Source organism: Saccharopolyspora spinosa NRRL 18395 (assembly GCF_000194155.1).
Classification (GTDB): domain Bacteria; phylum Actinomycetota; class Actinomycetes; order Mycobacteriales; family Pseudonocardiaceae; genus Saccharopolyspora; species Saccharopolyspora spinosa.
Genome location: NZ_GL877878.1, coordinates 2,392,167 through 2,403,912, shown reverse-complemented (window position 1 = coordinate 2,403,912; position 11,746 = coordinate 2,392,167). Strand labels below are relative to the sequence as shown.

At 69.7% G+C, this 11,746-nt stretch carries 10 protein-coding genes; 8 read left to right on the top strand and 2 right to left on the bottom strand.

The genetic code is table 11. From position 1 onward, the window contains the following. Positions 1 to 186: 186 nt before the first annotated feature. Positions 187 to 1,356 (top strand): MFS transporter, encoded by a 1,170-nt coding sequence (locus tag SSPN_RS0112005; protein WP_029535237.1) that lies wholly within the window; start codon positions 187 to 189, stop codon positions 1,354 to 1,356. Positions 1,357 to 1,419: 63 nt separating this feature from the next. Here SSPN_RS0112005 and SSPN_RS0112000 read toward each other — a convergent pair whose 3' ends face one another. Further along, the gene (locus SSPN_RS0112000) at positions 1,420 to 2,226 is read right to left on the bottom strand and encodes an SAM-dependent methyltransferase (RefSeq protein WP_010694924.1); all 807 of its coding nucleotides are present in this window, start codon (positions 2,224 to 2,226) and stop codon (positions 1,420 to 1,422) included. 109 nt (positions 2,227 to 2,335) lie between these two features. Here SSPN_RS0112000 and SSPN_RS0111995 point away from each other — a divergent pair, with 109 nt between their 5' ends. From SSPN_RS0111995 to SSPN_RS0111975, 5 genes are all read left to right on the top strand, one after another. Continuing rightward, entirely contained in the window at positions 2,336 to 3,454 is a 1,119-nt protein-coding gene (locus SSPN_RS0111995) for an S-(hydroxymethyl)mycothiol dehydrogenase (protein WP_237710525.1), read from the top strand. Beyond that, positions 3,454 to 4,083, top strand: coding sequence for an MBL fold metallo-hydrolase (locus SSPN_RS0111990; RefSeq protein WP_010694920.1), 630 nt, complete (start codon positions 3,454 to 3,456; stop codon positions 4,081 to 4,083). The genes SSPN_RS0111995 and SSPN_RS0111990 overlap by 1 nt, the downstream gene beginning before the upstream one ends. Before the next feature lie 171 nt (positions 4,084 to 4,254). Further along, positions 4,255 to 5,496: a sensor histidine kinase gene (locus SSPN_RS0111985; RefSeq protein WP_083821880.1), complete on the top strand. Its 1,242-nt coding sequence runs from the start codon at positions 4,255 to 4,257 to the stop codon at positions 5,494 to 5,496. Between the two features lie 37 nt (positions 5,497 to 5,533). Next, positions 5,534 to 6,229: a response regulator gene (locus SSPN_RS0111980; protein WP_010694914.1), complete on the top strand. Its 696-nt coding sequence runs from the start codon at positions 5,534 to 5,536 to the stop codon at positions 6,227 to 6,229. Between the two features lie 152 nt (positions 6,230 to 6,381). Beyond that, positions 6,382 to 7,431 carry a Gfo/Idh/MocA family protein gene (locus tag SSPN_RS0111975; protein ID WP_010694912.1) on the top strand — a complete coding sequence of 350 codons (1,050 nt, stop codon included), beginning with the start codon at positions 6,382 to 6,384 and terminating at the stop codon, positions 7,429 to 7,431. A gap of 145 nt (positions 7,432 to 7,576) precedes the next feature. Here the strand turns inward: SSPN_RS0111975 and SSPN_RS59605 are convergent, their stop codons facing one another. Further along, the gene (locus tag SSPN_RS59605) at positions 7,577 to 7,855 is read right to left on the bottom strand and encodes a M28 family metallopeptidase (RefSeq protein ID WP_237710633.1); all 279 of its coding nucleotides are present in this window, start codon (positions 7,853 to 7,855) and stop codon (positions 7,577 to 7,579) included. 346 nt (positions 7,856 to 8,201) lie between these two features. Between SSPN_RS59605 and SSPN_RS0111965 the strand changes: the two genes are divergently transcribed. Both SSPN_RS0111965 and SSPN_RS0111960 read left to right on the top strand, forming a co-directional pair. Next, positions 8,202 to 10,622 carry a phosphoketolase family protein gene (locus SSPN_RS0111965; protein ID WP_010694904.1) on the top strand — a complete coding sequence of 807 codons (2,421 nt, stop codon included), beginning with the start codon at positions 8,202 to 8,204 and terminating at the stop codon, positions 10,620 to 10,622. Then, positions 10,619 to 11,707 (top strand): acetate/propionate family kinase, encoded by a 1,089-nt coding sequence (locus tag SSPN_RS0111960; protein ID WP_044573842.1) that lies wholly within the window; start codon positions 10,619 to 10,621, stop codon positions 11,705 to 11,707. Before SSPN_RS0111965 ends, SSPN_RS0111960 begins: the two co-directional genes overlap by 4 nt. Positions 11,708 to 11,746 lie beyond the last annotated feature (39 nt).

Below are 11,746 nucleotides of genomic sequence, written 5' to 3'. Positions count from 1 at the left end.
TGTCCTCCTGTTGTCGATCAACTCCACTGACCCTTGCGCCTCTGCGGGGTCGACGTCAACCAGGGTGGCATCCGGCCGGGGTAGACGCGTCGGCTGGGGAGAGGTGTGCGTCACGTTAGCGTTGCTAAAAATTCGGTCGGTTCCCACGCTGGTAAGACAGCACACCGCAAGCACCGAGGAGGACGCATGCCCGCAGTGGCCGTCGCCGGGCAGGTGTCGCGGACCATCGGGATCCCGCGGGTGCTGTCGTCGGTGGCCGCGGTGGTCACGGTCGGGGTCTTCCCAGTGTTCCTCGTCGGCGGCATGGGCGTGCAACTGCAGCAGGACCTCGGGTTCGGCGCGGCGCTGCTGGGAGTGGGGGCGGCAGGTTTCTTCGGCGTCGCATCGGCGTCGTCCCGGACGATGGGGTGGGTCGTCGAGCGGATCGGCGCCCGCCTGGGCATGCGGCTGGGCGCGCTGGGCAGCTCGCTCTGCTTGTTCGGCCTGGCCTGGGCACCCGAAGCGCCGTGGCTGCTGGGGCTGCTGTGGGTGGCCGGACTGCCGAACTCGCTGGTGCAACCGGCATCGAACCTGCTGATCGCCCAAGGGATTCCGGCCAACCGCCGAGGTATGGGCTTCGGCGTAAAGCAGTCCTCCATTCCGGCCGCGACGCTGCTGGCGGGGGTCGCGGTGCCCGCCGTGGCGTTGACAGTCGGATGGCGGTGGGTGTTCGTGATCGCCGGGCTGGTCGGCCTGGTCGCCGCCGTCGCGGTGCCGCGGCTGCGGGACGCCGAGCGGTCCGTCATCAAACGCGGCGACACCGCCGGTCGCAACGACGCCCGGGGCGCGCTGCTGTTGCTGGCGATTTCCGGCGGCCTCGGTTCGGCTGCGGCCAACGCGCTCGGCGCGTTCGTCACCTCGACGGCCGTCGAGGTCGGGTTCAGCCCGGCGGTGGCCGGGCTGGTGCTGTCGCTGGGCTCGGCTACCGGGCTGACGATCCGGCTGTGCGCGGGCGTGCTCGCTGACCGCAAGAACCCGAACCTGCTGCGGGTGATCACCGCGATGCTGCTGATCGGGTCGATCGGCTTCGGGCTGATGGCGGTGGGTTCGACGGTGGCATTCCTGATCGGGGTGTCCATCGGCTTCGGCGCGGGCTGGGCGTGGCCGGGGCTGCTGAACTTCACCGTCGCCAAGATCGCCCCGGACCGGGTCGCCAGCGCCACCGCGTTCACGCAGACCGGCATCTACCTCGGCGGCAGCCTCGGACCGCTGCTCTTCGGCATCTTCGCCGAACAGGCCGGACTGGCAGGCGCCTGGCTGGCAGCGGGCATCGCGGCGATCATCGCGGGTGTCCTGCTGCTGTTCATCCGCCGCTGACCTACCGCGACGCCGCCGCGCGCTGGGGCGGACCCAGTTTCAATTTGGAAATCGCGTCACGAGTCAGTGCTTGCGGGCGACACCGCCGTGGAGGAGGCAGTAGGGCTGCTTCGCGGTCGTCCGACCGGGTTCGGGGCGCCAGTCCGACAGGAACGTCGTGCCGGGCCGCACGACCTCGAAGTCGCCGAACAGCTTCTCGATCCATTCCACTTCGCGCGGCTGCAACGGGTCTGCGGTCTCCGCGTAGTGGCCCGCGAGGATGCGCATCTCGTCCGGGGCGTGGCTGCCGGTCAGGTGCGAGATCACCAGGTGGCTGCCGGGAACCAGCGCGTCGCGGTAGGTCTCGACCAGCGCCACCGGGTCGTCGGAGTCGGGGATGAAGTGCAGCACCGGCGCCATCAGCAGCCCCACCGGCTCGGCCGGGTCGAGCAGTTCGGCGGCCTCCGGGGAGTTCAGGACGGACTTCGGGTCGCGGCAGTCCGCCCGGACGATCTCGGCGCGCGGCTCGCCGGCCAGCAGCGGTTTGCTGTGCGCGACGGTGAGCGGCTCGTTGTCCACGTAGAGCACCCGGAAGTCGCGCGTGCGGCGCCGCGCCACCTCGTGCACGTGGCCGATCGTGGGGATGCCCGAGCCCAGGTCGATGAACTGGCGGACACCGTGCGCGAGCAGGTACTCCACGACCCGCCGGAGGAACGCCCGGTTCTCCCGGTACGTTTCACTGATGTCCGGCAGCTCCCGCTCCAGGCGCTCCGCGAAAGCCCGCTCGCAGCCGAAGTTGTGGCTGCCGCCGAGGAACGCGTCGTAGATCCGGGCGGCGCAGGGCCGATCGATGTCCATCTCCCGGACGGGCGGGATGCGCGTGTCGACCATGATCGTCCTCCCCCTTTTATCCGGAATCGTACAGTAGCCGATCTGTGACTCTGCGTGTTCGTAATCGGCCGGGGAGTGCTCTTGCTGATGCTCGTGCTCGCATATGACGATGGTGGTTGGAAACGACGAAATGCTGGAGGTGCTCGTGGCCGACGTCCGCGCGGTGGTGGCGACCGGGAAAGGCCGACCGGTCGAGGTGGTAACCATCAATGTTCCGGATCCGGGACCAGGCGAGGCGGTGGTGCGGGTGCAGGCGTGCGGCGTGTGCCACACCGATCTGCACTACCGCGAGGGTGGGATCAGCGACAAATTCCCGTTCCTGCTAGGGCACGAGGCCGCAGGTGTCGTCGAGGCGGTCGGCGAGGGTGTGCGCGACGTGGCACCCGGCGACTTCGTGATCCTCAACTGGCGCGCGGTGTGCGGGGTGTGCCGGGCCTGCAAGCGTGGTCGGCCGCAGTACTGCTTCAACACGCACAACGCGGCGCAGCCGATGACGCTGACCGACGGCACCCCGCTGTCGCCCGCGCTGGGCATCGGCGCCTTCGCGGAGAAGACGCTGGTGCACGCCGGCCAGTGCACCAAAGTGGACCCGTCGGCGCGTCCGGCGGTGGCCGGACTGCTGGGTTGCGGCGTGATGGCCGGGATCGGGGCCGCCGTCAACACCGGCAACGCCGGGCCGGGCGACACGGTCGCGGTGCTGGGCTGCGGTGGCGTCGGGGACGGCGCGATCGCCGGGGCCAGCATGGTCGGGGCGCGGCGGATCATCGCGGTGGACACGGATCCGAAGAAGCTTGAGTGGGCGCGCCAGGTCGGCGCCACGCACACCGTCAACGCCTCCGAGACCGACAGCGTCGAGGCGATCCGCGAGCTCACCGACGGTTTCGGCGCCGACGTGGTGGTCGACGCGGTCGGCCGCCCCGAGACGTTCAAGCAGGCCTTCTACGCCCGCGACCTGGCCGGCACCGTGGTGCTGGTCGGGGTGCCCGCCCCGGAGATGAAGCTGGAACTGCCCCTGCTGGACGTGTTCGGCCGCGGCGGCGCGGTGAAGTCCAGCTGGTACGGGGACTGTCTGCCGGAACGCGACTTCCCGATGCTGATCGAGCTCTACCAGCAGGGCCGGTTGCCGCTGGAGAAGTTCGTCAGCGAGGAGATCGCGCTGGACCAGGTGGAGCAGGCGTTCGAGAAGATGCACCGCGGTGAGGTGCTGCGTTCGGTGGTGGTCTTCTGATGGCGGTGCGCATCGATCACGCGACCACATCGGGCACGTTCTCGCTGGACGGCCAGACCTTCGACGTCGAGAACAACGCGTGGGTGGTCGGCGACGACCAGGAGTGCGTGATCATCGACGCGCCGCACGACGTCGAGGCGATCCGCCGGCTCGTCGGCGACCGCCGGGTGCTGGCCGTGCTGTGCACGCACGCCCACGACGACCACGTGCGCAAGGCACCGGAGTTGGCCGATGCGGTCGGGGCGCCGATCGTCCTGCACCCGGACGACCTGGTGCTGTGGAACCTGGTCCACCCGGACCGCCGGCCCGACCGGGAGTTCGCCGACGGCCAAGTGGTCGAGGTCGGCGGCATCGGGCTGCAGGTGCTGCACACGCCCGGCCACGCGCCGGGCGCGGTGTGCCTGTACTCGCCCGAGCTGGGCGTGGTGTTCACCGGCGACACCTTGTTCGCCGGTGGGCCCGGCGCCACCGGTCGGTCCTATTCGGACTTCGGGACGGTCACGGCGTCCATCCGGGACCGGTTGCTGCCCTTGCCGGAGGACACCGAGGTCCGAACGGGACACGGGGAGAGCACCACGATCGGCGCGGTCCGGCCCCAGTTCGAGGAGTGGGTCGCGCGCGGATACTGATCGTTCCGGCCCCGTCGTTGATCGCGAGCGGGTAGGTTTCCGCTACGACTTTCGGCGGATGAAGCGCCTCGGGGCAGTACGCAGGATCTTGGTCCGTGAGCGGTTTTGCCGCTCACGGACCCGTTCTGGCTCGCCAGCGAGCTGATCCGCGCACGGTGTGAGGCAGGTTCGATGGTCGATCATGCGCTTGGCCGCTCCGCTGTCGCGACGCCGCGGACGGGCTTGCTGGCCTGGATCACCGCGCGCCGCGTGGTGCTCGGCGATGTCGTGTTCGTGGTCGTGCTGTGCGTGTTGCACGGCTTCGACCTCTCCATCGGCGAGCATCCGCCGTGGATGGTCTGGTGGTGGCCGCTGGTGGTGAGCGTGCCGGCCACCAGCATGCTGCCGCTGCGGCGACGGGTGCCCTGGCTGGTGCTGTTCGTGCTGCTGGCGGTCACCGTCGCGCTCACCCTGCTCAAGCTCTACATCGGCGGGCTGAACCTGGTGATCCTCGTCGCGGTCTACTCGGTCTGCGTGCGCGGATCGCGGATCGCGTCGGTGGTCGCCGCGACGATCGCGATGGTCTACCCGGTCACCGAGATGGTCGTCTACGAGCTGTCGCCGGTGGAGAGCCTGCTGCGGATCGCGGGCGCGGTGGTGAACCTCGTCATGGTGATCGGCTGGGCGCGCGCGATGCAGGTCGGCCGGCGTCGCGCGGCGCAGCTGGAGCAGACCCTGGCGCTGCTCGACGACGCCCGCGACCAGCTCGCCGCCGATGCCGCGGCCGTCGAACGGGCCCGCATAGCACGGGAGTTCCACGACATCGTGTCGCACAACCTGTCCGTGGTGGCGTTGCGGGCGGGCGTCGCGCGGGCGCTGATCGACCGCGACCAGGAACACGCCCGGCAGACCTTGCAGGAGCTGGAGCAGACCTCCCGCAGCGCGCTGGGCGAGATGCGCAACCTGCTCAACGTGCTGCGCGATCGTAACTCCGCTGGTCAGGACCCGATTGACTGGCAGCCGACGCCCAGCCTGGACGGCGTGGACAAGCTGGTCGAGTCGGTGCGCGGCGGGCGCGTGGTGTGGAAGCTCGACCGGCGCGGCCAGGTCCGCGAGCTGGGCTCCGGGGTGGAGATGACCGCGTACCGGATCTTGCAGGAGGCGATGACCAACGTGCTCAAGCACGCTGGCTCCGGGCGGGCGCGGGTCCTGCTGGACTACCGGCCGGACGCGTTGCGGATCGAGGTGACCAACCACCTAGGCGGGCTGGACGCGGTGGACCCCCGACCTCTATCCGAACAGTCGGGCCACGGGCTGATCGGACTGCGGGAACGCGTTGCGCTGCTGGGCGGAACCTTGACCGCGCATCCGGTTTTGAACGGATTTCACCTTCAAGCCATGCTACCGTGCGCGGAATATTCGGACCTGCCCTGAGCCGGAATTCGGGCGGCCCGGACCGAGGAGGCCCGGCGTGGAAACTGCGGACACGACCGTCCTGGTAGCCGACGACCAAGCCATGATTCGTGCGGGGCTGGTCGCGTTGCTGTCCAACGAACCGGGCCTGCGCGTGCTGGCCGAAGCCGCCGACGGTGAAGCGGCGCTGTCCGCGGTGCGCCGCCGGCGGCCCGACGTGGTGTTGATGGACGTGCGGATGCCGGGCAAAGACGGCATCGCGGCGGCCCGCGACATCATCGCGGAAACCGGCGGCGAGACCTCGGTGATCATGCTCACGGTGCACGACCTCGACGAGTACGTCTACGCCGCCTTGCGTGCCGGGGCCAGCGGTTTCCTGCTCAAGGACGCCACGCCGGAGGAGTTGGTCAAGGCCGTGCACACCGTTGCTGCTGGGGATGCGTTGCTGTCGCCGCGAGTCACCAAGCGGCTGTTGCAGCGCTTCGCGGCGCTGGGCGTCCGCGACGCCCGCAGCGAGTTGAGCGCGCTGACCGAGCGGGAGCTGGACGTGCTGCTGGAGGTCGCGCGCGGCGGGTCGAACGCCGAGATCGCCCGGAACCTCGGGCTGGCGGAGCTGACGGTGAAGTCGCACCTCTACCACGTGATGCAGAAGCTGCACCTCAGCTCGCGTACCCAGCTGGTGATCACGGCCTACGAGACCGGCCTGGTCTTCCCGGGCCAGACCAACGTGGGCCCGCGCCGGGCCTCGGCCTGACCTGGTGCCGCAATTCCATTGAGCGTTTTCCAACCCTTTCCTGCATTGCGGTGCGGGTTCTAAGCGGCCTTCACTGATCGGACCTTCGATTTCAATGGAAATTGCGGTCAACGGGGACGGGGCCGGGCTGGGTGGCGGGGTCTAATGGGGGCATGAGCTCTGCACTGCGAGTCGGACTTGTCGGTTACGGCGTCGGCGGCGCGATCTTCCACGCCCCGCTGATCGCAGCCCACCCGTCGCTGCGGCTGGCGGCGGTCGTCACCGCCAACCCCGAGCGGCAGCAGCAGGTGCGCGCCGAGCATCCGGAGGCCGCAGCGGTTGGTGACATGGACGCGCTGCTGGGGCGCGAGCTCGACCTGGTGGTGATCGCCAGCCCGAACCGCACGCACGCCGAGCTGGCAACCGCCGCGCTGGACGCCGGGCTGCCGGTCGTGGTGGACAAGCCGTTCACCCCGACCTCGCTCGAAGGGCGGCAGCTGATCGAGCACGCGGCGGCCAAGGGCCAGCTGCTGACAGTCTTCCAGAACCGCAGGTGGGACAACGACATGCGCACTGTGCGCAAGCTGCTGGACGACGGCGAGCTGGGCCGGGTGCACCGTTTCGAGTCGAGGTTCGAGCGGTGGTCGCCGACGCCGAAGCCGACCTGGCGGGACTCCGGCGGCGCGGAGGACGTCGCGGGCATCCTCTACGACCTCGGCAGCCACCTCATCGACCAAGCCCTGCAGCTGTTCGGACAGGTCGCCGCCGTCTACGCCGAGATCGACTGCCGGCGGGCCGGGGTGCGGGCCGACGACGACACATTCATCGCGCTCACCCACGCCAGCGGCGTGCGCTCGCACCTGTGGATGAGCAAGGTCGCGGCGCGGCCGGGCCCGCGATTCCGGGTGCTCGGCGATGCGGCCACCTTCACCAAGTACGGCTTGGACCCGCAGGAAGCCGAGCTGCGCGCCGGGCGCGTGCCCGTCGACGACACCTGGGGCCGGGAACCGGAGGACTTGTGGGGTGTCCTGGGCGTCGGCGACGACGTCCGGCGGGTGCCCAGCGAAGCGGGCGACTACCTGGCGTTCTACGACGGGGTCGTCAAGGCGCTGCGCGACGGCACACCGCCGCCGGTGGACCCGGCGGACGCGGTGGCAGCCCTGGACGTCATCGCGGCGGCTCGCCGCTCCGCCGCCGAGATCACCGTCGACCGCCTCCTCTAGCGGATCGGGTGAGGCCACCCGTGCCCCAGTTAGTTGGTCACGGCTGCCCGCCACCTGCGTCGCCGAGCGCGTTGGCGCCTTCACCGGGCTTCGGGCCGACCGTATGCGGGACAGCTGTGAGCAGAACAGTCCGAAGTGCACCAGTTCATCTGTCCCGACCTGACTTGTATTGCAACGAAACGCAAGGCTTGATCACCAAACAATGCTGGGACGCCGATGCCCGGCCTGCCGGAGGACCACTCCTCCCCGATTGGCGAGCGGATGCTCCCGGACGAACGCCCTCCGCCCCGAGCGACCCTTCCTCCTCGCCAACGATGATCAGCAGCAAGAGGTCGTCGGAAGCTCCGGGCCCGACGGACGCGGAGTCGTAGTGGGCGGCGAGCAGGACCGTTCCCGTCGATGCGGTTCCCGGCAGCGTCGCCACCACGTTGTCCGCCCGGCCGAAGGTTGCCAGCCCGGCGGACGAGCGCGCGCCCACCGAACGCCTCGACCTGTAGCCCTTCCGCACGCAGCCGCTCGACGAGGTGGTCCCTGGCCCGTCGCTGGCCGCGAGCACCGCGAGCACGGCCAGCGCGCACCCCAGCCCGGCCGCCAACCGGAACCGCGTGGGGATCAACCTTCCAGTCACGGTGCGAAAGCTATGGCGGCGAGGCGCGTGGCGGAATGCGGCGCAGCACTGATCAGCTGTTGTTTTCCGCAGGATCCCCGAGTTGCGAACCAGCTGGTGCCCAGCACGCTGAATGGCGGGGTGCCGAGCATTAGGAGCCGGGATGAGCAGTGAGATCAGCACCGAAACCGCTGGGGCCACCTGGACCACCACGCCCGCCGTGTCCGAACACCTGGACGCGCAGGAGGTCGACGGGCTGCAGCTGTGGTGGCGGGCCGCCAACTACCTGTCCGTCGGGCAGATCTACCTGATGGACAACCCGCTGCTGAGGGAGCCGCTGCGCCCCGAGCACATCAAGCCCCGGCTGCTCGGGCACTGGGGCACCACGCCGGGCCTGAACTTCATCTACGCCCACCTCAACCGGGCGATCCGGGCCCGCGACCTGGACATGATGTACGTGATCGGGCCGGGGCACGGCGGCCCCGGCCTGGTCGCGGCGGCGTGGCTGGAGGGCACCTACAGCGAGGTCTACCCGGACGTCGCGCAGGACTACGAGGGCCTGCGCCGCCTGGTCACGCAGTTCTCCTTCCCCGGCGGGATTCCCAGCCACGTGGCGCCGGAGACGCCGGGCTCGATCCACGAGGGCGGCGAGCTCGGGTACTCGCTCTCGCACGCCTACGGCGCAGCCTTCGACAACCCCGACCTGATCGTGTCGTGCGTCGTCGGTGATGGTGAGGCGGAGACCGGACCGCTGGCCACCAGTTGGCACTCCAACAAGTTCCTGGACCCGGTCACCGACGGCGCGGTGCTGCCGATCCTGCACCTCAACGGCTACAAGATCGCCAATCCGACAGTACTGGCGCGCATCCCGGACGACGAGCTGCTCGGCATGCTGCGCGGCTTCGGCTACGAGCCGTACCTGGTGTCCGGTTCGGAGCCGGAGCCGATGCACCACCTGTTCGCCGCGACGCTGGACCGGTGTCTGGACGAGATCGCCGCGATCCAGCGCCGGGCCCGCCGGGACGGCCGGATGCTGCGGCTGCGGTGGCCGATGATCGTGCTGCGCACCCCGAAGGGCTGGACCGGACCGGCCACTGTGGATGGTAAGCAGGTTGAGGGCAGCTGGCGGTCGCACCAGGTGCCGATCAGCGACCCGCGCAACGACCAGGCGCACCTGCGCCAGCTCGAATCCTGGATGCGCAGCTACGAACCGGCCGCGCTGTTCGAACCCCACGGCGCGCCGGTGCAGCGGATCAAGGACCACAACCCGTCCGGAAGGCGGCGGATGAGCGACAACCCGCACGCCAACGGCGGTCTCCTGCTGCGCACGCTGCGGATGCCCGACTTCCGGCAGTACGCGGTGCGGGTGGACGAACCGGGCGCCACCATCGGCGAGGCCACCCGGGTGCTGGGCGGTTTCCTACGTGACGTGATGCGCCTGAACGAGGACGAACGCAACTTCCGTGTCTTCTCCCCGGACGAGAACAACTCCAACCGGCTCAACGCGATCCTCGACGCGACGTCCCGGACCTGGGACGCCGAAACCGAACCGGGCGACGACTCGCTCGCCCCGGACGGCCGGGTGATGGAGATCCTCTCCGAGCACACCTGCCAGGGCTGGCTGGAGGGCTACCTGCTCACCGGCCGGCACGGGTTCTTCTCCTGTTACGAGGCGTTCGCGCACATCGTGGACTCGATGGTCAACCAGCACGCCAAGTGGCTGAAGGTCACCGACCAGCTCGCCTGGCGGCAGCCGATCGCGTCGCTGAACTACCTGCTGACCTCGCACGTGTGGCGGCAGGACCACAACGGCTTCTCGCACCAGGACCCGGGGTTCATCGACCACGTGATGAACAAGAAGGCCGAGGTGGTGCGGGTCTACCTGCCGCCGGACGCCAACACGCTGCTGTCGGTGGCCGACCACTGCCTGCGCAGCAGGAACTACATCAACGTGGTGGTGGCCGGCAAGCAGCCCGCCCCGCAGTACCTGGACATGGACGCGGCGATCGTGCACTGCACCAGGGGAATCGGGATCTGGGACTGGGCGAGCAGCGATCAGGACGGCGAGCCCGACGTGGTGATGGCCTGCGCTGGCGACGTGCCGACGATGGAGACGCTGGCGGCCGTCGACCTGCTCCGAGAGCACTTCCCGGACCTGCGCATCCGGGTGATCAACGTGGTGGACCTGATGCGGTTGCAGGACGAGCGCGAGCACCCGCACGGGTTGTCCGACGCCGAGTTCGACAGCCTGTTCACCCGCGACCGGCCGGTGATCTTCAACTACCACGGCTATCCCTGGCTGATCCACCGGTTGACCTACCGGCGGCATAACCACGACAACATCCATGCCCGCGGCTACCGGGAGGAGGGCACCACGACCACGCCGTTCGACATGTGCGTGCTCAACCAGATCGACCGGTTCAACCTGGCGATCGACGTGATCGACCGGGTGCCGCGACTCGGCCCGCGCGCGGCGTACGCGCGAGAAGCGTTGCAGACCAAGCTGATCGAGCACCGGCACTACGTGTCGACGCGCGGCGAGGACATGCCGGAGATCCGGGACTGGGTGTGGTCGGCGCGATGAGGGTGCTGACCGTGAACGCGGGCTCCAGCAGCCTCAAGCTCGGGTTGCTGGACGGCGACGAGGCGGTCGCGGAGGAGACCCTGGAGCGCTGGGAGGGCGGGGCGGAGCCGATCCGCAGGTTCCTCGACGAGCACGGGGCGGACGCGGTGGGGCACCGCGTGGTGCACGGCGGCACGCGGATCGTCGCGGCGACCGTGGTCGACGACGGGGTGCTGTCGTATTTGGAATCGTTGACCGAGCTCGCCCCGCTGCACCAGCCGCGCGCGCTCGCCGGGCTACGCGCGGCGCGCACCGCTGAGCCGGACACGCCGTCGGTGGTGTGCGTGGACACCGCGTTCCATGCCGGGCTTTCGACGGCTGCGGCTACCTACGCGCTGCCCCGGGAGTGGAACCGGAAGTGGGGGTTGCGCCGTTACGGGTTTCACGGCTTGTCGCATTCCTACGCGGTGGTCCGCGGCGCGGAGCTGGCGGTTTTGCCGCCGCGGCAGGGGCGGGTGCTGTGCTGCCACCTCGGTGCCGGTGCGTCGATGGCGGCGGTGCGCGACGGCCGGTGCGTGGACACGACGATGGGTTTCACGCCGGAGGAAGGCCTGGTCATGAACACCCGCAGCGGCACCGTGGATCCGGGCCTGCTCGGCTGGCTGCTGAACACGAAAGGCGTTGCGCCACAAGATCTTTTCGACGTGCTGGCGCAGCGCTCCGGCCTGGCCGGGCTGTCCGGGGTTTCCGGTGACCTGCGCGATGTGCTGGCCGCTCGCGATAGCGGCGACGCGGACGCGACGGTGGCCGTAGACGTGTACCTGCACAGCCTGGTTCGGCACGCCGGGTCGATGATCGCGGTGCTCGGCGGGTTGGACCTGCTGGTGTTCACCGGCGGGATCGGGGAACACCAGCCGCCGGTGCGGTCGGCGGTCTGCGAAGCGCTGAAATTCGTTGGTACCAAGGTGGATTCGGGGCTGAACGAGCAGGCGACACAGGACGCCGACATCTCCGCACCCGGTGCTGCGGTGCGCACGGTGGTGGTGCAGGCGCGCGAAGACGTGGAGATCGCCCGCCAAACCCGCGCCGCAACACTGGCCACGTGACCGCTGGCACACCGAAACTGGGGGCTGGGGCGAACAGCC